The organism is Yinghuangia sp. YIM S09857 (assembly GCF_051388915.1).
In the GTDB taxonomy this organism is placed as follows: Bacteria; Actinomycetota; Actinomycetes; order Streptomycetales; family Streptomycetaceae; genus Yinghuangia.
The window spans coordinates 126,375-147,050 of sequence record NZ_JBPKBH010000009.1 but is presented as its reverse complement, the minus strand read 5'-3'; the positions used below and the strand labels follow the sequence as shown (position 1 = coordinate 147,050).

The following is a 20,676-nucleotide window of genomic DNA, read 5'->3' as shown; positions in this document are numbered from 1 at the left end:
GACGCCGCCGGTCCTACCCGGCGGCGTCACGGCGTTTCAGGTCACCCCGGACCACCCACCGCAACCCCGTCGACCAGATACGCGCACTCACCGGTCTCCCGCATCCGCAGCGCGACCGCCACCCGCCGCGACACCCGTTCGGGCAGCGCCGCCAACGCATCCTCCACCGGCATGGCCGCAGCGCCGATCAACTCCAGATCGACCGCACGCAGCTCACGCACCTGATCATCCGTCAGCACCGGTGCGTCGAACACGAAATGCACAACCACCCGGCCGTACACCCCAGGTGACGTAACGTCACAAACCAGCAGGCGCCCGAGTTCCAGATCGAGCCCGATCTCCTCCAGCACCTCCCGCCGCGCCGCCGTGTACGGGTCCTCCCCCTCCTCCGCCATCCCACCCGGCAGTTCCCACCCGTCCTTGTACGACGGATTCACCACCACAACCCGCCCCGGCCCATCAAGGATCACCGCCCCCGCCGCAACCGCCACCCCAACCTGCTCCCCCACCAAAGCCCGGACAACGTCCCCGGCCTGAGACTCCGTCAAGAACCCCACCTTCCAAAGCCATACCGCGCTCACGAATGTCGCACGTCTACCCCGGCGCCTCAGGCCGATGCCTGCTCCGGCTGCCCCCAACAGCGCTGAGGGGAGGCGAGGGTCGCACGGGCGAACTCGCCGAGGTGGGCACCGCACGACCGTTCGGACAGGACTGCCATGCTGCGCGAGCCCCGGAGCTCGGGCCCGGCGAAGATCGCTCAGTCTTTCCCGCGTCTGCCTTGGATGGCCTCGGAGAGCCGCTCCGCGGTGGAACGCAGTTCCTCGAGGTAGCGGTCGCGGTCAGCGCGCGGGGTGACGGGGGTCATCGAACCGAGGGAGAGTTCGTACCGGGGGTGCCCGTCGGCGCCGAGGACCGGCACGGCGAGGAAGGTGAGCGGCAGCGGTTCGTCCGAGACCAGGTCGTCGGCAGTGAAGGGGCGGCCGGCGATGACCAGGAGCTGGTCGAGGAGGCGGGCGTGCACGGCGTCGCGGCCGGGGTGCTCGCCCAGTTCCGAAACGACGTCGTGCAGCAGGGTCAGCAGCGGACCGTGGTCGGTGTCGGGCCGCCACAGCGCGGCGCCGCAAACGCGTACCAGGTCGAGAAGTTCGAGCAGGGCCGGGCGCAGGGCGTGCGGCGCGCGGGCGACCCAGTCCGTCTGCTCCTGCCGGCTGCGCCATGCCACGAGGACGGCACCGGCTGGCGGGCGCAGCGGTAGCCGCGCGCCCACTGCGACGCCGACCGGAAAGGCCCCGGGCCCGCCTTCGACGGCGAGGAAGGTGAGTGCGTCGCCGTCCACTTCGCACAAGGTCGCGCCGCACCGGGTGCGCGCGGTGAGTTCGGCCAGTTCCACGGCGGCCGCCTCGGCCAGCGGCACGCGGCGGCCGACGGCGCCGGCCACGCCCAGCAGACCTGGGCCGAGCACATAACCGCGGTCGGTGAGCCGCCGCACCCAGCGGGCCGACTCCAGCCCGGAGAGGACCGCGGTCACGGTGGACCGACTGAGGCCCAGCGTCGCGGTGATGTCCGCGACGCTGAGCGCCCGGTCCTCGCCGGCAAGGAGCTCGACGACCGCGACGACCCGATCGGTCGGCGGCGACGCGGACCGATCGCCAGCCATCGCATCAGGCATGAGACAGCCCCTTGTATTCGAAAGACCCAGGTCCTACCGTCACCAGACAACGAATATACACCACATGATAACGAATATTCGCCATCGCAGAGTGCGACTGAAGCAGCGCGATGACATGCGAGGAGACGATGTGGCCGCGATAGGCAAGGGATTCCGGTACGACCCGTCAACGCCCCGGTTCCAGCAGGAACTCTGGGACGTCTACCGCGCCATGCGCGATCGCCACCCCGTCTACCACGATCCCGAGGCCGGCTTTTACGCTCTCACCCGGTTCGAGGACGTGCAGGCCGCGGCCGGCGACCACGCGACGTTCTCCAGCCTCGTAGAGGAGGCCGACAGTCTTCTCCCCCAGATGATCTACATGGACCCCCCGCGGCAGACGGCGCTGCGCAGACTCGTGTCGCGCGCGTTCACCCCCCGCCGGGTGGCGGCCATGGAGGAACAGATCAGGGCCGGCGCCAGGGCCCTCACCGACGACATCGCCGCCCGCGGCAGATGCGAGTTCCAGCACGAATACGCTGCCGTCATCCCCAGTCTTGTCGTGGCCGCCATGATCGGCCTGGACGACGAGTACATCGTCCCCATGCGCACGTGGACCGAGGCATTCATCGCCGTCAACGCCACCGGTGGCTACGGCGACGCCGCGGAACGGATCTACGCCATGTTCGCCGAGCTCCTTCAAGAGCGACGACGCCGTCCGCGCGACGACATGATGACCGCCCTCACCACCGCCGAGATCGACGGCCGCCGCCTCGGCGACGACGAACTCCTCGGCTTCTGCCTGCTCCTGGTCCTCGGCGGCAACGACACCACCGCCAGTCTGCTCGGCTCGGGCATCGTGCTGCTGACCGCCCACCCCGAACAGCGCGACCTGCTCCTGCGCGAGCCCGCCCGATGGCCTACCGCCGTCGAAGAGATCAACCGCGTCGAGTCCCCGACCCAGGCCCTCCCGCGCACCACCACCCGCGACGTCGAGCTCCACGGGGCACGCATCCCCGCCGGGTCACGCGTGATGCTCGTGTGGGGTGCGGCCAACCACGACGACCGCGAGTTTCCCGACCCCGAACGCTTCGACATCACCCGCACCGCCGCTCGCCACCTCGCCTTCGGCCATGGCACGCACTTCTGCATGGGCGCGGGCCTGGCCCGCCTCGAAGCACGCGTCGCCTTCGAGGAGTGGCACGCCCGTTTCCCCGCGTACGAACTCGACGGCGAGCCACGCCGCTACACCTCCATCTGGGCCCGGGCGTTCGAACACATCCCCCTGAAGGTTGCCTGATCAGAATCGGACGACTTCTCCTGGCACGCCAAGGAGGTGGTGGTGATGTCATGCGGGTGTGTCAACCAAACGGGCCCGTCTCGCTTTCGGTGGTGACGGTGCGCGCTGCTTTCCGAGGAGGATGCGGTGCCGAAGCCGACGGACACTCGCGCTGGATCGTGCCGGTCCGAGCAGCTGACCTGTCCCATCTGCATGCCTTCACCCGCGGCCTGGACCGGGACATCGACGCCGTGAACGCCACCCTCACTTTCGGTACAGGGCGCCACCACGAAGACCAAACGGGTCCCACGCCAGACGCACGGACGAGCAGGCTTCGCCCTGCTGCTGCCGGCGAATGACTGCTGGATCTTCGACGGCGTCCTGATCCGCTGGGCGCTCCTCGACGGCGGCGGCAGCGTGGTGGAAAGCCAGTTGGAGGAGTCCCTGCACCGGCGGCGACACTGACGGAGGGGTTCGGCTCAGTGTGGCCACGGGCGGTTCCGCATCACAACTTCGTGGTCCGAGCAGGGCAGCGCGGCGTTCGTTCCCGAGGCAAAGGCGGCCCCATCATTGGCATCCGTACATCGCCGACGTGGGTGCGTCATGTCGCCTCCCAACTGGGCGTCGCGCCGGAAGGTGGCGAGCTCGACGAAGAATCTCGTGCGAACGCACGGGGACGGCACCTCGGGGGCAACCTGGTCGGTCGCTCCCGAGATGCCGTCGGGCGCTTCTCTGTTGGGCCAACTCCTCTGCTACTCCGCTGAGATGGCGTTCAGGATGTTCATCTTGGCGGCGCGGGCCGCCGGGCGGGTGCCGGCGAGGAGGCCTCCGGCGGTTCCGGCGGCGAAGAGGATCGCCAGTTGCACCGGCGGGAGGACGTACGGGAGGTCCTGGTCGCCGGACAGGACCGCGACGGCCGCCCAGGAGAGGAAGGCTCCCAACACGAGGCCGGTCAGGGCTCCCAGGCCGGCGACGTAGGCGGACTCCCAGCGGAGCGACGCCCGCACCTGGCCGCGTTCGGCGCCGACCGCGCGCAAGAGGCCCAGTTCGCGGCGGCGTTCGTGGGCCGCGAGCGACAGCGTGTTGGCGATGCCGCCGAGGGCGATCAGCAGAGCCAGGGCCAGCAGGACGTAGACCACGGTCACGAACTGGTCGACCATGGACATGGACGCCTCGACGTAACCGTCCCGGTCCTCGACCGGCGGATTTCCGTACGCCACAGCCAACTGCTCGGTCGCCAGCCGGACTTCGTCCGCCGAGGTGCCGGGCGCGACGGCGATCACGGTCAGCGCCTCGACCTGGGTCACCGCGTGCGGGGACCATGCCTGACGGTCGATCAGGTAGTCGCCGACGACCGTCGTGCGGTCGTAGATCCCGGTCACCGTCAGCGTCGCGCGGACTCCGTCGGGGTACGTGATCTCGACCGGCGAGCCGACCTGCCACCCGGCGTCCTCCGCCTTGGGCTGCGAGACCGCGATCCCGTCGGTGCCGAGGCCGGTGGCGGTGCCGGAGTCGAGCCCCAGGTCGAGTGCGACGTCCAGGCGGGAGGTGTCGGCCGCCACGATCGTCTTGCTCGAACCGTCCAGCAGCGCGTTGCCCTGCTGCATGCCGACCGCGGTCTCGACGCCGGGCAACTCGCCTGCCTTGCGGGTCAGTTCGGGGCTGTGTCCGCCGCCTGCCCAACCCGCGGGAGACGAGCCGCCGATCACGACGTCGCCCGAGATGGTGTCGCGCGTCTCGGTGGCCGCGCCGTCCTTGAGCGACGCCGCGAAGACCGCGAACACCGTCACGACCGCGATGCCGACGACCATGGCCGTTGCCGCACCGGCCGTACGGCGCGGGCTGCGCAGCACGTTGCCGCGCGCCAGCATCGGCCCCGCGCCCAGCCTGCGGAACGGCGCGGTGATGGCGCCGCCGACCGCGCGTACCACGACCGGAGCCACCAGCAGCACGCCGGCGAGCGAGGCGAGCGCCGCGGCGGCCAGCAGCCACACGCCGTCCGCGAGGATCGTCAGCGTGATGCCCGCCGCCGTCAGGACCGCGCCGGCCGCGGTGCGCAGCGGCGGAACGCCCGCGGACTCGGCCGCCGAGGTCCGCAGCGCCGCGATCGGCGCCACCCGGGAACCGCGCACCGCGGGCACCAGCGCGGACAGGACCGTCACCACGATGCCGACCGGCAGCACGATCATCGCCGTCTCGGCGCGGAACACCAGGCCGTCCACCGGGAAGGCGAACCCGAAGGCCGCGAACATGGCCTTCAGCCCGGCCGCGAGGCCGAGTCCGGCCATCAGGCCCACGGCCGACGCGACCACGCCGATCAGGGCCGCCTCGCCGATGGCCTGCGCCCGGATCTGCCGCCGCGACGCGCCGAGCGCCCGCAGCAGGGCCGCCTCGCGCATGCGCTGCGCGGTCACCACCGAGAAGGTGTGGTTGATCGAGAACGCCGCGACCACGAGCGCGATGGCGGCGAACGCGGACAGGAACGTCCGGAAGATGTTCAGGAAGCCGTTGGAGACGGCGTCGACCTGCTCCTGTGTCGCGTCCGAGCCGGGCAGCGCCTGGACGCCCGGCGGCAGCACCTGCTGGATCGCGGCCGCCGCGGCCTCCTGGTCGGTGCCCTGGTCGAGGCGTACCGACACCGAGCTGATCTGCCCGGGTCCGTTCCCCAGGTGCGTCAGCGCCCCGTCGAGGGAGAACCCGGTGTAGGAGGAGCCGCCGAACGCGTCGGCGTCGCCGAAGCGCGCCACGCCGACCACCGTGACCGGGACCGGGTCCGGCGTCAGGGCCGTGATGCGGTCGCCCGGTTCGAGGTCGCCCTGCTTGGCGGACGCACGGTCGATCACGACCTCGTCCGGCGCCTGCGGCGCGCGTCCCTCGGCGAGGGTGTAAGGGTTGAGGTCCGGGTCGCCGATCCAGTTCCCGGCCACGCGCGGGCCGTTGCCGGTCAGCATGTCGCCGTCCTTGCCGACGAGTTGGCCGTATCCGACAACGACGGGCTCGGCCGCCGCGACGCCGGGGACCCCGCGTACCAGGTCGACCGTGTCGCCCGGGATCGCCGCCCGGGTCGTGCCGGGCTCGTCGGTGACGTCGGTCGCGTTGCGGACGACGACGTCCGTGCCCGCGCCGTTGTCGCGGATGAGGCCGGTGATCGAGGACTTGACGGTGTCCGACAGGATCAGTGCGCCGGACAGGAACGCGGTGCCGAGCACGACCGCGAGGACGAGGCCGGCGACGCGGCGCTTGTAGGCGACGAGGTTGCGTACGGCCAGGCGTCCGATCCCGACGGAACCCGGGGAACTCCTGGAGTTCGGTGGCGTGTTCGATGGGTCGAGCGACGGGTCACCCGAGTTGTCGTGCGCCTGCCCGCGCGAACGCCCTTGCGATCGGGGGTTCGTGCGCGAGGGACGGTCGGAACGCCCATCGGGGGAAGGGGAAGAGGCCGTGTTTGCGGAGGAGTTCACAGCGACACACCGGCCTTCGGCAGATCGAACGCCTTCATGCGGTCCAGGACCGCCTGCGGCGTGGGGGACTCCATGCGGTCGGCGATGCGGCCGTCCGCCAGGAACACGACCGTGTCGGCGTAGCCCGCGGCGACCGGGTCGTGCGTGACCATCAGCACCGTCTGGCCGAGCGAGTCGACCGCCTCGCGGAGCAGCCCGAGCACCTCTGCGCCGCTGCGCGAGTCGAGGTTGCCGGTCGGCTCGTCGGCGAGGATCAGTTCGGGCCGGGTGGCCAGCGCGCGGGCCACGGCGACGCGCTGCTGCTGGCCGCCGGACAGCTCGCCGGGCCGGTGGTCCAGGCGATCGCCGAGCCCGACGGCGCCGACGACGCGCGCCACCCACTCCGGGTCGAGGCGGGTGCCGGCCAGCGCGGCCGGAAGGGTGACGTTCTCCCCGGCGGTCAGCGTGGGCAGCAGGTTGAACGCCTGGAAGACGAAACCGATGCGGTCGCGCCGCATCCGGGTGAGCTGCTTGTCGGACAACGTGCCGAGGTCGGTGTCGCCCAGCAGGACCTGGCCGCCGGTCAGCGTGTCCAGGCCGGCGAGGCAGTGCAGCAGTGTCGACTTGCCGGAGCCGGACGGGCCCATCACGGCGGTGAACCGGCCGCTCGGGAATCCGACGGTGACGTCGTCGAGGGCACGCACCTCGGTGTCGCCGGTGCCGTACGCGCGGACCGCGTGCACCGTGCACGCCGCGTACCGTCCGGGCTCCGTGTGCTGTGCGGCGAATGCGGGGGACGAACTGGACATGGTGGGCTCCCGTTTCGGCGAGAGGGGGATGGGGCGTGGTGCTTGCGAACTGCCTCAAGCCTCCTCGCGGGCCGACCCGGTGACGTCCCTCACCAGGAGTGACCCGTGCGCATCCCCCGGGAGTCGCCCGAGGGTGCGGCCGGTACCGGTGCCTACTCCCCGGGGAGCAGTGCCGCGCGGCCCGCTGCGCCGCCGGGAGACGACGCGACGTCGCCGGTCAGGGGACGTTTCGGACGCACCGGGCGGCCTACCCTGAAGCGGTGATCCCCTCCTCCTCCCGCAGCGGCCCCTCCGGGACGGACCCGGCGGCGGGCCGGGCGACCGGCACCGCGCCGGGCGCCTCCGGCACGTCCGGCACGAAGTCCGGCACCGCGTCCGGCCAAGCCGGCCCGGCCGGTAAACCGTCGCGCCGTACCGCCGACGCGCCCCCGCCGCTGTTCGGGCCGCCGCTGCCCCCACCGTTCCGTCGCATCCCGCGCGACCTGCTGCTCACGCTCGCCATCGCCGCGTTCCAGATCGGCGGCACGTTCGCCGCCGCGCACAACCAGCGCCACGAGTCCGGGCTGCGCGACCTCGACCCGCTCGCGATCGTGCTGGTCGCGATCGGGCCGCTGCTGCTCCTGGTACGCCGCCGCTACCCCGTTCAGGTGTTGGTCGCGTCGGTCCTGCCGCCGCTCGTCTACACGCTCTTCGAGTACCCGCCCGGGCCGGTGTTCGTGTCGCTCATCGTGGCGCTGTTCACCGCGATGACCATGGGCCACCGGGCGGTGTCGTACGCGGTACTCCTCGCGGGGTACGCGACGATCGCCTGGCTCGGCCCGCTGATCCGCGACAACGACATCCCCAACCTCGCGTGGGCGGGCGGCGTCGCGGCGTGGCTGCTGGTACTGGCGGCGTTCAGCGAGGTGGTGCGGGTGCGCCGGGCGTACGTCGCCGCGGAACGCCGCCGCGAGGCCGAGGAGGAGGCCGCGCGCGAGGAGGCGGAGCGCGCCCGGGCGGGCGAGGAACGCCTGCGCATCGCCCGGGAGTTGCACGACGTGCTCGCGCACCACATCTCGCTGATGAACGTCCAGGCGTCCGTGGGCCTGGAGTTGATGGACGCCAACCCCGAGCAGGCCCGCACCGCGCTCACCGCCGTCAAGCAGGCGAGCCGCGAGGCGCTGGGCGAACTGCGCGGCGTCCTGGCCATCTTGAAGGGCGAGGACGAGGCCGCCCCACGCACCCCGACCGCCGGACTCGCGGATCTCGACGACCTGGTGACGCGCGCTTCGACGGCCCATCTGGCGGTACGCCTGGAGCGGGACGACGCGGTGCGGGCACTACCGGGGCCGGTTGGACTCGCGGCGTACCGCATCGTGCAGGAGTCGGTCACCAACGCGGTGCGGCACTCGGGGGCGACGGTCGTCACCGTGCGCCTGACCGTGCAGCACACCGCGGAAGGCGAAGCGCTGCGCGTCGCGGTCGAGGACGACGGGCGAGGGTCGGGGGCCGCGTCAACGGCGTCGCCCGCTGCCGGCGGCGGCCACGGTCTGCGCAACATGCGCGAGCGCGCGACCGCCCTCGGCGGCAGCCTGACCAGCGGCACACGGCCCGAGGGGGGCTACCGGGTGGTGGCTCTCCTGCCGCTGGCCGGACAAGATGGTGCCGACTCCGCCGCCGACCCGGCCCCCGGGACCGGTGGCAGCCGCCGCACCGAAGGGGACGACGCGTGATCAGGTTGGTGCTCGCCGACGACCAGGCGCTGGTCCGCGCCGGGTTCCGGGCCCTGCTCGACGCCCAGCCGGACATGACCGTGGTCGCCGAGGCCGCCGACGGCGCCACGGCGTTGGCGGCCGTACGCGAACACCGCCCGGACGTCGTGCTCATGGACATCCGCATGCCGGGCGGCGACGGCCTGGAGGCGACCCGGCACATCACCGCCGACCCGGCGCTCACGGAGACCCGGATCGTGATCCTGACGACCTTCGACCTCGACGAGTACGTCTTCGAGGCGCTGCGCAACGGCGCGAGCGGGTTCCTGGTCAAGGACACCGAGCCCGCCGAACTGCTGCGCGGCGTACGGTCGGTGGCCGAGGGCGACGCGTTGCTCTCGCCCGGCGTGACCCGGCGCCTGATCGAGGAGTACACGGCGCAGGCCAGCGCCCCGGCGGAGATCCCGGACCTCGAACTCCTCACCACACGCGAGCGCGAGGTCGTCGGACTGGTCGGCCAGGGGCTGTCCAACGAGGAGATCGCGGAGCACCTGGTGGTGAGCCCGCTGACTGCCAAGACGCACGTCAGCCGGGCGATGGTGAAACTGGCGGTGCGGGACCGGGCGCAGTTGGTGGTGTTCGCGTACGAGACGGGCTTGGTGCGGCCCGGGCGGCGTTGAGGCTTCCGTTGCCGCCGTTCCGGGACGCTTGGCGCCGCCGTGCACTGTTCGGCGACCGTCGTTGCTCGGCGCCTACGCCCGGGACTGCGTTGGGGGACCCTTGCCCGGGACCGCGTTGCGGACCTTGCCCGGGACCGCTTTGAGCCCTTGCCCGCCGACTTCGCTCAAGTCCCCTGGGCTGTCGCGGCGAGTTGCCGCCAGACCGTCTCCCGCGTCACGCCGAATCCGGCGAGTGCGTCGGCGGCGGTGCCCGGGAGCGACACCATGGACAGCAGCAAGTGCTCGGTGCCGATGACACGTTCGCGACGGTCGACGGCGTCCCGCAGTGCGCGTTCCAGGACCTGCTTGGCGCCCGGCGTCATGCGGTGCCGGGTGCGTACGGCGGTACGTGCGGACGCGCCGCCGGGCCGACGCGCCGTCAGACTGCCTTCCCCGTGGGCGGCTTCGACCCGGGCGACGACCTCGTGGATGTCGATGCCGAGGGTGGCCAGGGCGTCGGCGTCCGCATCCGTGAAACCGCCGTGGCGGCGCCGCTCGGCCATGCGGCGGGCGATCTCCGCCCGTTCGGCGGTCCCCACTCCCAGGTCGCGCAACACCCGTGCGGCCGTGCCCTCCTGATCCGCCAACAGGGCGAGGGCCAACTCCTCCTCACCGATGCGCTCGCCGCCGGTCTCCGCCGCGTACTCGGGTGAACTCCCCACGACACGGCGGAGCGACGGGCTGAACCTCTCGAACATCACTGCCTCCCGTGCTTCTTGTGGACGGCCTGCCGCGAGACGCCCAACTCCTGGGCGATCTCCTGCCACGACCAGCCCTGGTTGCGGGCGCTGCGGACCTGCACGGCCTCCAGTTGCTCAAGCAGCCGCCGCAGCGCGGCGACGGCCCGCAACCCGACCCGTGGATCGCGGTCCCCGGCCTTGGTGGCCAGGTCGGTTGCATTGCTCATAGCTGTCAATCTAGGTTGACACGGACGGCCATGTCAACCCAAGTTGACGCCTGAGTGGCCTGACCGTCCCGCTTTCGGCAACAAAAGTTCCCGTTCCCGCATCGCCAGTGCCATGGTCCTCACGGAGGTGAGGGCGATGGAGACACGCCGCGAACTGCCGGTCGACCACGCCGAGTCGGGTCGATCGAACGATGCGACACACGGCTCGACACAGCGAGTTGCCGAGCGACGAAGGCGCGAGAGAATGCCGCTCGGCGTACACCTGCTCGCGTTCAGCCTGTTCGCCATGGGCAGCGCCGAATTCCTGCTCGCCGGAGTCCTGCCCGCGGTCGCGGACGACCTCGGGATCACGCTCTCGTCGGCGGGCACGCTCATCTCGGCCTTCGCGGCCGGGGTCGTCATCGGCGGCCCGCCGCTGGCCGTCCTGACGCTGCGGTGGCCGCGGCGTACGACCTTGGTGGCCACGCAACTGCTCTTCGCCGCCTCGGTCGCGGTCGGGCTCGTCACGGACAGCTACGCCGTACTGCTGGTCAGCCGGTTCGTGTGCGGATTGGCGTACGCGGGCTTCTGGGCGGTGGCGGCGGTCACCGCGATCAGCCTCGTTCCCCCCGACCGCACCGCGCGCGCCTCGGGCGTCGTCGTCAGCGGTCTCGGGCTCGCGATGATCGCCGGTGGCCCGGCGGGTGCGTTGCTGAGCTACTTCACCGGGTGGCGGGGCGGATTCTGGGGAGTCGTCGCGCTCACGGTCGCGGGCGCGGCCGCGGTCCTGCTCATCCTGCCGGTGACGAGCGCGGCCGGGGAGCCGAGCGTACGCCGCGAACTCCGCACATTGCGGCGGCCACAGCTCTGGGTGGTCTACGGCGTCACGATCCTCAGCACCGCCGCGTACATGATCTCGTTCAACTATCTCGCGGCGTTCCTGACGGACGTGACAGGCGTACCGGAGTTGTGGGTGCCGGCGGTGCTGGCGCTGTTCGGCGCGGGCGCGTTCGTCGGGCTGGCCGTCGGCGGGCGCATTTCCGACGGACGGCCGTTCCACGCCCTCCTGATCGGCGCGGGCGGGATCCTGGCCGCCTCGTCACTCCTGGCCCTGCTCGCGCATCACACATGGGCCGTCATACCCCTCGTACTACTCCTGGGAGTTGCCGGATTCGTGCTCAACCCCGCCATCTACGGAAGGGTGTTCGCCATCGCATCGGACGCCCCGACCCTGGCCGGCGCCACGACGGTCTCCGCCTTCCAACTGGGCATCAGCCTGGTCCCGGCCCTGGCAGGCGTGGCCTTGGACGCGGGCGCCGGAGTCACATCCGTCGCCTGGATCGGCGCGGGACTGGCTGCCGCCACCCTGCCCATGGTGCTCCTGGACCGCGCCCTCGCCCGTCGATGACGCGACCTCGTGCGCAGGGGGGCGCGTTCGCCGGTCTTCCCCGTGCTCCCACTGATACGGGCAATTCGCGGAATTCCGGGGAAGAACACCGGAATGGACGCACAGGTGATCGCCGGCGTGTTCGGAGTCGTCGCGGGGCTGGTGGGGGCGTACGTCCACCGAAACGGCCAAGTGCGGTCGTGGTTACCGCACTTGGCCATGGGCGCCGCGATGGGCGCGATGCTCCTTCCCCGCCACGACCCCCTCGGCCCGGCGGGCTGGATGCTCCTGCTGGCCGGCGCCGCCGCATGGGCCCTGGGCCGCCCCCAACCGGGCCTACCCCGCCCGCGCGTGGCGGTGGCGCTGGACCTGTACGTGATGGGCGTACTAACCCTCCTGATGCCCGCCCTGCACAGCGGCCACGGCGCGCACCCCGGCGGCAACCCGTCAAGCTGGTGGCTGGGCCCGTACATCGCCGTCCTCGCGATCTGGGCCACAGCCCGCATAGCCCTCGCCGCAACCCCCAGCCCCGCACGCTCGGAGGCCGCCCCCAACTCCCGCGTCACGTCAGCCTGCTCGGCGGCAATGATGGCCGCAATGACCCTCATGGCCTTCGCGCCGTAACGTCGGCCCGCCCCGGGAACATCGAAGCCTGGCTCGCGCGATGTCGGCCATACAATCGCCGCAGCCTATCCAGTACCCGATTCAGCAAAGCCGCACGTGCTTCAGAAGCCGTTGTCTTTCCGAGAGTTCGGCGTGCACTTTCCCTGGTCAGGGATGAAGTGGCTTGGTGTGCGTGATGAATGGCGCATCGTTGTCGTCGCCTTCGCGGGGGCCGGCCCGGGTCCGGGTGAAGACCTTCGGCGCCGACCCGGATCCCGATGCGCTGCCCCTCGGCGAGGTCGCCGCGACCACGGCGCAGGGAAAGCCCTTGGCGAGCCGTCGCTTCGAAGAGAGAGCCAGGACCAGTTCCTTGATGAGTCGCTGCCTAGCCGGCAAGTGCGGTCTGTACCGACGGGTAGGCGTCGTCGCGCATCATGGCGACGACCTGGTCCTTGATCTGGTCGAGCGTGGCGGGCAGCTTGTCCAGGTAGTAGTGATCGCTTTCAACTTGCAGTTCGATCTTCACCAGCAGGCGGTCCGTCTGGACCAGGACATAGATGAGGCGATCGCTGTCGCCGTTGTTGCTGAGGACCATGCCGCGCGTCCACGTCCCGGGGAAGTCCGCCGCGACTGTTCCCGGGAGATCCTTCGACTGCTTGGTACGCGCCTCGAACTGCGTGTTGGTCTCGTCGAGGGTGCTGTACATCACGACTGCGACATTGATGCGCGCCGGGATGGTCGTCGCCTGCCGTCCGGAGACGCTGCGCAGGGGTGGCAGCTTGATCTGCGCGGCGCACTGCGGGCCACCCGCGTCCACCCCCGTCCCCTTCGGGATCGACTTCGGTCCGTACTCGTAGCCCGGTGATTGCAGCAGGGCCGAGAGCGGTTGCAGGTCCACGAGAGAACACACGTCCAACGTCGCCACCTTGGCGATGTCGACCCGGGCTCCCGGGTCGCGCGTGGGTGCTGTCGTGTTCTTCCCCGCACTTGCACCGCTGCCGCGCGTGTCGCCGCTCCCGCCGTCACCGCTCCCGCCGTCGCCGCCACACGCAGTCGTAGCGATCAGAACGGCCGCGGCGGTCAACGCGACACCGGCAATCCGACGAACTCGCGGACGCTTCCACGAGGAGTACGACCGGTCGCTTCTGCGCCGAATTACCAAGGACATGTAGGCAGCCTTCTTCAGAGATCAGCGAGGTGTTGGTTCCACAACGGATCCGACCACACGCCGCACTCCGACCGCCGAAGAGAACAAGCCCGCCCCAAGCATCGAATGACCGACGACGTCCCCGACCCAGGACCGACCGACACGCAAGACACCGCCGTCACCGCCACCCGCCGCAACGTCGACCCGGCGTCCCGAACACAGCCGTGAAAAGGGAGTTCGCAAGCGCCGCCCGGCGGACGCGACACTGCGCCGCGCCCGCGTTCACGCAACGACATCGCGCCGTCGGCGACCACAGCTCCACCGCCCGGAACGACGCAAACCGGCCAACAGACAGCGCATCGCGTCAGAAGCCTCTGTCGTTGGCGGCTCTTCGGACGGTCCTACGCTCCGCCATGACGCGTGATTGCCGCCACGCCGGCCATTGTGGTCGGCTGGAGTCCTAGTCCCTCTTGCCCTCGCGGTCGCGGTCGCGGCGGCGTTCCTCGCGTTCATGCGCGTCCATGGCGCGTTCGGCGTCGCGGGCATCGTCGCGGCCAGGAGTGACTACGGTTCCGAGGAAGAACCGCCCGAGATATATGCGCTTGGCCTTTTTGGCCATGGTTGCCTCCTGACGCGGGTCCTTGGACAAGGGTCCCCCGACCTCAGGGGGAGAAAAGCCTTCATTCAGCCTCTTATGTTCCCTTTGCTGACATGCCCCCCTCATACCGTCGGCGGTGGGGCTAGTTGGTGGAACGCGGGCGTAGTGCGGCGGTGAGGGCTGCGGCTGCCGCGGTCAGGGCGGCGGCTACCAGTAGCGCTGTGGCGAAGCCGTCTGTAGCGGCTTGTTCGGGGTTGGTCGGGTTGGTTTGGGAGGCGGCCAGGGCCACCAGGGTTGCCAAACCGACTGCTCCGCCTACCTGTTGCATTGAGGTGAAGATGGCGGAGCCCAGACCCGCGTCGTGTTCGTCGGTGTCGGTGAGGGCGGCGGTTGCCAGTGCGGGGAGGGCCAGGCCGCAGCCCAGGCTTGTGATCAACAAGCCTGGCAGGACGCCTGCGGCGTAGCCGTCGCCTGGTTCGATGCCGGCCAGGACCACGTTGCCTGCTGCGGTGATGAGGAGTGACGTCGTGAGCGCCCAGCGCAGCCCGATGGCGGCGACCACGCGCGAGGACAGCCAGACACCGGCCAAGATCCCGGCACCGTACGGGAGATAGGCGAGACCTGCGGTCAACGGCTCGTAGTGCAGCACCGTTTGTAGGTGCAGCATCAACAGGAACGCCATGGCGTACAACGCCGCGGACACCAACAGCGTCGCCACATTCGCGACAAGGAGGGTGCGCACCGCCAAGAAGGCGGCGGGGACGAGTGGTTGGGCCGTACGCGACTCCACGGCCACGAAAGCCGAACCCAGAACTGCCGCGAGGATCAGCGGGACGGTGGAGTCCGCGTGGCCCCAACCCGATTCGGCGGTCTGGAGCAGGCCGTACACCAACGCGGCGACCGCGCCCGTGCCGAGGATCGCGCCAGGTACGTCGAGGCGTCGTCCCGCCTCCGGCGCCCGGCTCTCCTCGACCAGGCGCGGCATCAGGAGGAGTGCGACTGCGGCTACAGGCAGGTTGATCAGGAAGATCCAGCGCCACGACGCGAGGTCGGTCAGCGCCCCGGACACGACCAAACCCATGGTGCCGCCGAGTCCCGCGATGCCGCCCCACACCCCGAGCGCCCGTCCGCGCTCCTCCGGCGCGGGGAACAGGCAGCTGATGAGCGACAGCGCGGCCGGGCTCGCGATTGCCGCACCGGCGCCCTGGATGAAGCGCCCGGTCACGAGCTGCCACGGCTCCTGCGCGACCGCGCACAGCAGGCTCGCCGCACCGAACAGCGCCACGCCCCACTGGAAGACGCGGCGGCGCCCCAGAAGGTCGGCCATCCGGCCTCCGAGCAGCAGCAGTCCGCCGAAGGAGAGGAAGTACGCGTTGACCACCCACGCCAACCCGGCCGTTCCGAACCCGAGGTCGCTGCGAATGCTCGGCAGAGCGACGCTCACCACAGTGTCGTCCAGGACCAGCATGAACTGGACGAAGCAAAGAACGGTCAGGGCGGCGGTGCGGCGGTCGGTGGAGCGCGGTTTGCGGGTGCGTGCGGCAGGCGGTGGGGCGACGGGCTGTGTGGCCGCCGGCGGCGGGACCGCCGTGCCGGGAGGTTCGATGGGCATGTCTCGACGTTAGGTAAGGCATACCTGCGTCCGCGATCCGCTACCGGGCCAAGGGATAGCGCGTTGAGGACATACCCTGGACGCCATGGAGGTACTGCGCGTCCTGGAGGCGGTCAACGCGGACACGGTGCCGGACAGTGTCGGCGCCATCGTCGTCGGCAACTTCCCGCTCACATCCGGCGACTGGATCGCCGCACACAGTCACACGCACCACCAACTGGCGTGGACCCGAAGCGGGGTGCTCGGTATTGCGGTCGACGACGCGTACTGGGTGTTGCCGCCCACGCGGGCGCTCTGGCTGCCCGCCGGCGTCGTGCACCGGACAGGCGCCACGCGCGACGCGGTGCTGTCGAGCCTCTACATCGATCCCGCGCGGTGCGCCGTCGACTGGACGGAGCCGACGCCCGTCGCGGTCGACGGGCTGCTCGCACAGCTCATCGCGTACCTCAATCGCGGGGACCTCGCCGACGACGCCCGGCTGCGGGCCGAGGCCGTCGTCCCCGACCTGCTGCGACCGCTGCCCTCGACCCCGATCGACGTGCCGGTCCCGACCGACGACCGGGTGCGCGAGGTGGCGGATGCGCTGCTCGCCGACCCGGCGGACGCCCGGAGCCTGGAGGCGCACGCGCGGGCCGTGGGCGTGAGCAGGCGTACGCTCACCCGGTTGTTCGTGCAGGACACCGGGATGAGCTTCGACCGCTGGCGTACGCACGTACGCCTGCGCGCCGCACTCCCCCTGCTCGCCGAGGGCCTGCCGGTGTCCCGGGCCGCGCACACGGTCGGGTACGCGACCCCCAGCGCCTTCCTCGCCGCGTTCCGCCGCACGGTCGGGACATCGCCGGGCCGCTATCTGAACGGCGGCGACACACGTCCTTGACGAGGCTCGTCTCGGCGGTCCGGTTCAGCGATGCGCACCGGCCCGCAGCCCGGCGGCCAGGTTCACGCGGTTCCACGCGTTGACGGAGGCTATGGCCATCACCAGTGCGGCCAGGGCGGGTTCGTCGAAGTGCCGGGACGCCTCCTGCCACACGTCCTCGGGCACGCCGTCCGGGTTGTCGGCGATGCGGGTCGTGGCTTCCGCGAGCGCCAGTGCGGCCCGTTCCCGGTCGGTGAAGTACGGGGTGTCGCGCCACGCCGCGACGGCCCAGAGGCGTTCGTTCGTCTCCCCCGCGGCTGAGGCTCGGTGGGAGTGCAGATCGACGCACAGCGAGCAGCCGTTGATCTGGCTGACCCGCAGCCGGACCAGTTCGAGGATACCGTCCGGCGCCGAACTACCGCGCAGGAACTCCTCCATCGCGGACAACGCCCGGTAACCACCGGGAGCGGCCCGGTAGATGTTCTCCATGCGTGCCTGGGACATCTTTTCCATCACTTTCTATACTTTGAATGTTCAGAATACGACACAAGTGGAAGCCCATGACCTTCGGGCGACGGCTCAACTCACCGGCTTGGCCAGGCGATTGCGCACCATCTTCGGTGTGCCGGGACGCGTGCCCTCGACCGCGAGTTTGATGTCGGCGATCGTCTGCGCGGCGAGTTCGCGCCGCCACGCCAGGTCCGCGCGGCGCATCGCCTGCGAGACCAGGCAGTGCTTGCGGTAGTCCACGTTGTCACGGCCGCCGGGACCGTGCCGCATGATCTCCTGGCAGCGGAACGCCTCCTGGCCGCCCTCGATCGCGGTCACGATGTCGAGCAGGCTGATGTCCGCCGGATCCCGGGCCAGCCGGAACCCGCCGCGGGGACCGGACGTCGAACTGACGATCCCGGCCCGGGCAAGCGCCTGCAACTGCCGGTTCAGGTAAGCGGCGGGCAGCTCGTAGAACGCCGCCAGCCTCGTCGCCGTGACGGCCTCCCCCGGCTCCGCCCAGGCCAGGTTGAGGCAGCTGTGCACCGCCCACTCGACACCCTCGCTCATCTGCATTCCTACACATTACATGTTCAGGATTGAGAGGATGAGGAGGGCCGGGCTTTCGGGCATCCGCTCCCGGTGCCAGACTCGCTCTTCGTGCCTACCTCGCCCGACCGGTCGCAGCCGCCCGTGGAAGCCGCCGCGCACGAGCACCACGCTCAATGGCTGCGCGGGCTGTGCGGCAACACCGGTGCCCCGCTGTCGGTCTTCCGCCGACTCCTCGCCACGGAACCCCTCTACGCCGACGCCAAGTTCCTCGAATGGCGAGTGCTGGACCACGACTTCGTCGCCGTCGTGCTCGCCCATCCCAACAAGACGGTACGCATGGCTCTGGCGAGCAACACCGCCATGCAACCCGCCGAACTGGTCGGCCTGCTCGACGATCCCGACGCCGACGTCCGCACCCGGTTCCTCTTCGTCACGACCGGCGGGGGCGTCGAGGTGGCCCGGGGTCACCTGCCGCCGGACGTACTGGCCCGTGCGGCCGACGATCCGGATCCGCGCGTCAGGCGCTGCGTCGCGTCCGCGCAGGCGCACGAACTCACGCGGACACCTGGGATCAGCGGCTACGAACGTCATATGGCCGAGCTGCGCCGGGAGACTGCATGGGTTCCGGCACCCGAGCCGACGACCGCAGCCGAACGCGCCCGCCACTCCTCTTGGGAGGTCCGGGTCGCCTACGCGCTGAGCGAGGGCCTGAGCGACGAGGAGCGCTCGGCCGTCCCCGACACGGTGCAGGCTCAACCGGTCCCGGTGCCTCAGTGGATCGCCGACTCGTACGACGACGCCGATGCCATGCGGCGGATCGCGTCGTCGGCCTTCGTGCTCATGCGCCGCTGCGCCGCGGCCGCGCCCCGACTCCCCGCGGACGTGGTGGCGTTGCTCGCCGCGGACGACGACTTCTACGTACGCCTCACCCTCGCCCAGCGTTGCCGGGACGCACCCGCCGACCTGATGCTCGACATGTACCTCGACTGGTCGGGCCTCACGCGCGAATTCCTCCGCTACGCCCCGGGATTCCCCTGGTACGACAGTGAGTTGCTGGTGAGCCACGCGCACGAGCGCGTGCGATACATCGCGCTCGAAGGGCCGCACATCTCCGCGGACCAGGTCGCACGGCTGGCGGAGGATCAGGCACCGGAAGTCCGGGCCGCGGCCGTGCGGCACGAGTTGTTCCCGGGTGAGAGGGCGGCGGCGCTGATTGACGTCCTACCGCACGACGCGGCCCGGAACCCCAACCTGCCGCACGACCTGATGCACCGCTTGCTCGACGCCGCCGGTGTGCCGCCGGATCGCTCCTGAAGTCGCGACCGCTGCGGCCCACAACCGGCGTGGTCAGTCGACCTCGGCCTGCGCGAGGGCGAGGAGTTTGGTGACGGTGGCCCAGTTGCGGCCGGTGCCTCGCACCTTGAGCCTGCGTTCGACGACGAGGGGGAGCTTGGCGTCGCGCATGCCCTTGGGGAAGTTGTAGTAGATCTCGCGTTCGGAGAACGCCATCTCCTCGGGTGCGTGGACGCCCGGGTCGAAGCCTTCAAGTTGCGTGCGGTCGAAAGGATCGGCGTAGAAGACCACGAGGAACTGCGAAGGGTGGCCCACGTCAAGGGGGTTCGCGTCGACCACGGCCTGGATCTCGTCGGCGGTGCGGACCATGACGGCGATGTCGGTGCCGTACTTCGCGGCAAGGGCGGCTTCAACCGCCTTCGCCACCTTGTCCGTCGGCGTGGTCGGCGCGGTGAACACCGCATTGCCGCTCTGGAGCAGCGTTTTGGCGTCGATGTAGCCGATGTCGGCGAGGAGTGCCCGGAGTTCGGCCATCGGGACCTTGTTGTGGCCGCCTACGTTGATACCGCGGAGCAGGGCGACGTAGCGGGTGGTGGTGGCGGGTCTGGTCGTCCGGGTGGTCATACGGGGTCGTCCTTTCCGGGGTCGAGGAGGCGGGCGACGGCCAGTGCCGAGTCGCCGGGGTGGCCGAAGTCCTGGATCATCCACACCGCTGAGAGGACGGCCTTCGCGAACGCCCAGGCGGTGAGCCGTTCGCGGCCGAGGTCGGCGCCCGGGACGGTGCCGTCGAGGTCCGCCGCGAGGCGGTCCAGCCGCGCGTCGAGGACGCGGGCCGCCGTACAGCCCAGGGATCCGGCGAGGAGGTCGCCCGGGTTCCAGAGCAGTTGCGCGGTGTCGAATCCCGGGTCGCCCATGGCGCCGTGCGGGTCGATGGCCAGCCACACCGGGTCGCCGTCGCGCTCGGCCCGCAGGACGTTGTCGTGGTGCAGGTCGGCGTGCAGGAGGACCCGGGTTTCGGACGTCGCGACGAGCGCGTCGAACAACTCCGCGGCGCGGGCCGGCAAGGCGCCGGGGATCGGGCCGCCGTCCGCACCGAACTTGGCGCGGTACCAGGCGAAGTCCTGTGCGTGGTCGGCGATGTCGGGGACATCCAGCTCTGCCGGTACGGGCCGCCACAGTGCGCGCATGGTCGCGGCCAGAACGGAGGTGGCCTCGTCGTCCGCGGCGGCGGTGCCGGAGGCCCCGCCGAAATCGAATGCGGTCTCGGAGCCCGCGACATGGTCGGCGAGCGGCACACCCGGCTCGGCGCGCTCCATGAGGAGTGCGTTGAGCTCCGGAGTGAAGTCGTGGACGCGTACCGCCCCTTCGCCGTCCCACACACGCAACACGGCAGCCTCGCGGGCAAGATGGTCGGTGCCAGGCGGCGCGATCTTCAGGACGGCGGCACCCTGCGGCCCGTCCACGGGAACCACGAAGTTGTAGGACAGCGGATACGGGTCGCCGACCGCGAGGTCGCGTTCTGCGGCGTACGCCTCGACCAGGCCCGGCAGTTCGGCGAGCCACGCCCGCCCCGCCGCACCGTGCGCGCTGCTGACGAAGCGCCGGAAAGCGCGGTCCGGCTTCCAGTTCGCCCGCATCCCGCTCCGTTCCCGAACCAAACCGAACCG

At 70.8% G+C, this 20,676-nt stretch carries 20 protein-coding genes and 1 pseudogene; 8 read left to right on the top strand and 13 right to left on the bottom strand.

Annotated elements, in window-relative coordinates:
- Positions 1-41: 41 nt before the first annotated feature.
- Positions 42-548, bottom strand: a complete 507-nt coding sequence (locus tag ACRX5S_RS20895; RefSeq protein ID WP_436774523.1) for an NUDIX domain-containing protein — start codon at positions 546-548, stop codon at positions 42-44.
- A gap of 209 nt (positions 549-757) precedes the next feature.
- Positions 758-1,657, bottom strand: a complete 900-nt coding sequence (locus tag ACRX5S_RS20890; RefSeq protein WP_436774522.1) for a helix-turn-helix domain-containing protein — start codon at positions 1,655-1,657, stop codon at positions 758-760.
- Positions 1,658-1,799: 142 nt separating this feature from the next.
- On the opposite strand from ACRX5S_RS20890, the gene ACRX5S_RS20885 reads away from it, so the two are divergent.
- On the top strand, positions 1,800-2,948 hold the full coding sequence (locus ACRX5S_RS20885; RefSeq protein ID WP_436774521.1) for a cytochrome P450: 1,149 nt from the start codon (positions 1,800-1,802) through the stop codon (positions 2,946-2,948).
- Between the two features lie 137 nt (positions 2,949-3,085).
- A pseudogene (locus ACRX5S_RS20880) lies at positions 3,086-3,272 on the top strand (ISL3 family transposase); the annotation flags it as partial.
- Positions 3,273-3,679: 407 nt separating this feature from the next.
- Here ACRX5S_RS20880 and ACRX5S_RS20875 read toward each other — a convergent pair.
- The gene (locus ACRX5S_RS20875) at positions 3,680-6,136 is read right to left on the bottom strand and encodes an ABC transporter permease (protein ID WP_436774520.1); all 2,457 of its coding nucleotides are present in this window, start codon (positions 6,134-6,136) and stop codon (positions 3,680-3,682) included.
- Positions 6,137-6,384: 248 nt separating this feature from the next.
- A complete protein-coding gene (locus tag ACRX5S_RS20870; protein WP_436774519.1) occupies positions 6,385-7,176 on the bottom strand; it encodes an ABC transporter ATP-binding protein in 792 nt (263 codons plus the stop codon).
- Between the two features lie 260 nt (positions 7,177-7,436).
- Here ACRX5S_RS20870 and ACRX5S_RS20865 point away from each other — a divergent pair, with 260 nt between their 5' ends.
- Both ACRX5S_RS20865 and ACRX5S_RS20860 read left to right on the top strand, forming a co-directional pair.
- On the top strand, positions 7,437-8,888 hold the full coding sequence (locus tag ACRX5S_RS20865) for a sensor histidine kinase (RefSeq protein WP_436774518.1): 1,452 nt from the start codon (positions 7,437-7,439) through the stop codon (positions 8,886-8,888).
- A complete protein-coding gene (locus ACRX5S_RS20860) occupies positions 8,885-9,547 on the top strand; it encodes a response regulator (RefSeq protein ID WP_436774517.1) in 663 nt (220 codons plus the stop codon). The genes ACRX5S_RS20865 and ACRX5S_RS20860 overlap by 4 nt, the downstream gene beginning before the upstream one ends.
- A gap of 164 nt (positions 9,548-9,711) precedes the next feature.
- On the opposite strand, the gene ACRX5S_RS20855 is transcribed toward ACRX5S_RS20860, so the two are convergent.
- Together ACRX5S_RS20855 and ACRX5S_RS20850 are read right to left on the bottom strand one after the other, a co-directional pair.
- Positions 9,712-10,284, bottom strand: coding sequence for a Clp protease N-terminal domain-containing protein (locus ACRX5S_RS20855; RefSeq protein ID WP_436774516.1), 573 nt, complete (start codon positions 10,282-10,284; stop codon positions 9,712-9,714).
- On the bottom strand, positions 10,284-10,493 hold the full coding sequence (locus ACRX5S_RS20850; protein WP_436774515.1) for an HTH domain-containing protein: 210 nt from the start codon (positions 10,491-10,493) through the stop codon (positions 10,284-10,286). The genes ACRX5S_RS20855 and ACRX5S_RS20850 overlap by 1 nt, the downstream gene beginning before the upstream one ends.
- Positions 10,494-10,737: 244 nt before the next feature.
- Here ACRX5S_RS20850 and ACRX5S_RS20845 point away from each other — a divergent pair, with 244 nt between their 5' ends.
- A complete protein-coding gene (locus tag ACRX5S_RS20845; protein ID WP_436774514.1) occupies positions 10,738-11,880 on the top strand; it encodes a Cmx/CmrA family chloramphenicol efflux MFS transporter in 1,143 nt (380 codons plus the stop codon).
- Positions 11,881-11,973: 93 nt separating this feature from the next.
- The gene (locus ACRX5S_RS20840) at positions 11,974-12,483 is read left to right on the top strand and encodes a DUF5134 domain-containing protein (RefSeq protein ID WP_436774513.1); all 510 of its coding nucleotides are present in this window, start codon (positions 11,974-11,976) and stop codon (positions 12,481-12,483) included.
- Positions 12,484-12,847: 364 nt separating this feature from the next.
- Here ACRX5S_RS20840 and ACRX5S_RS20835 read toward each other — a convergent pair whose 3' ends face one another.
- The 3 genes from ACRX5S_RS20835 to ACRX5S_RS20825 all read right to left on the bottom strand — a co-directional run bounded on the left by ACRX5S_RS20835 (position 12,848) and on the right by ACRX5S_RS20825 (position 15,819).
- Positions 12,848-13,378 (bottom strand): hypothetical protein, encoded by a 531-nt coding sequence (locus ACRX5S_RS20835; RefSeq protein ID WP_436774512.1) that lies wholly within the window; start codon positions 13,376-13,378, stop codon positions 12,848-12,850.
- Positions 13,379-14,069: 691 nt separating this feature from the next.
- Entirely contained in the window at positions 14,070-14,228 is a 159-nt protein-coding gene (locus ACRX5S_RS20830; protein WP_436774511.1) for a hypothetical protein, read from the bottom strand.
- A gap of 121 nt (positions 14,229-14,349) precedes the next feature.
- A complete protein-coding gene (locus ACRX5S_RS20825; RefSeq protein ID WP_436774510.1) occupies positions 14,350-15,819 on the bottom strand; it encodes an MFS transporter in 1,470 nt (489 codons plus the stop codon).
- An 85-nt stretch (positions 15,820-15,904) separates the two neighbouring features.
- On the opposite strand from ACRX5S_RS20825, the gene ACRX5S_RS20820 reads away from it, so the two are divergent.
- Positions 15,905-16,696 carry an AraC family transcriptional regulator gene (locus ACRX5S_RS20820; protein ID WP_436774509.1) on the top strand — a complete coding sequence of 264 codons (792 nt, stop codon included), beginning with the start codon at positions 15,905-15,907 and terminating at the stop codon, positions 16,694-16,696.
- A 24-nt stretch (positions 16,697-16,720) separates the two neighbouring features.
- Here the strand turns inward: ACRX5S_RS20820 and ACRX5S_RS20815 are convergent, their stop codons facing one another.
- Both ACRX5S_RS20815 and ACRX5S_RS20810 read right to left on the bottom strand, forming a co-directional pair.
- Positions 16,721-17,188 (bottom strand): carboxymuconolactone decarboxylase family protein, encoded by a 468-nt coding sequence (locus ACRX5S_RS20815; RefSeq protein WP_436774508.1) that lies wholly within the window; start codon positions 17,186-17,188, stop codon positions 16,721-16,723.
- Between the two features lie 66 nt (positions 17,189-17,254).
- A complete protein-coding gene (locus ACRX5S_RS20810) occupies positions 17,255-17,734 on the bottom strand; it encodes an RrF2 family transcriptional regulator (RefSeq protein ID WP_436774507.1) in 480 nt (159 codons plus the stop codon).
- A gap of 90 nt (positions 17,735-17,824) precedes the next feature.
- Here ACRX5S_RS20810 and ACRX5S_RS20805 point away from each other — a divergent pair, with 90 nt between their 5' ends.
- On the top strand, positions 17,825-19,030 hold the full coding sequence (locus ACRX5S_RS20805) for a hypothetical protein (RefSeq protein WP_436774506.1): 1,206 nt from the start codon (positions 17,825-17,827) through the stop codon (positions 19,028-19,030).
- A 33-nt stretch (positions 19,031-19,063) separates the two neighbouring features.
- Here the strand turns inward: ACRX5S_RS20805 and ACRX5S_RS20800 are convergent, their stop codons facing one another.
- Positions 19,064-19,633 carry a DUF1697 domain-containing protein gene (locus tag ACRX5S_RS20800; RefSeq protein ID WP_436774505.1) on the bottom strand — a complete coding sequence of 190 codons (570 nt, stop codon included), beginning with the start codon at positions 19,631-19,633 and terminating at the stop codon, positions 19,064-19,066.
- A complete protein-coding gene (locus ACRX5S_RS20795; protein ID WP_436774504.1) occupies positions 19,630-20,646 on the bottom strand; it encodes an aminoglycoside phosphotransferase family protein in 1,017 nt (338 codons plus the stop codon). Before ACRX5S_RS20795 ends, ACRX5S_RS20800 begins: the two co-directional genes overlap by 4 nt.
- Positions 20,647-20,676 lie beyond the last annotated feature (30 nt).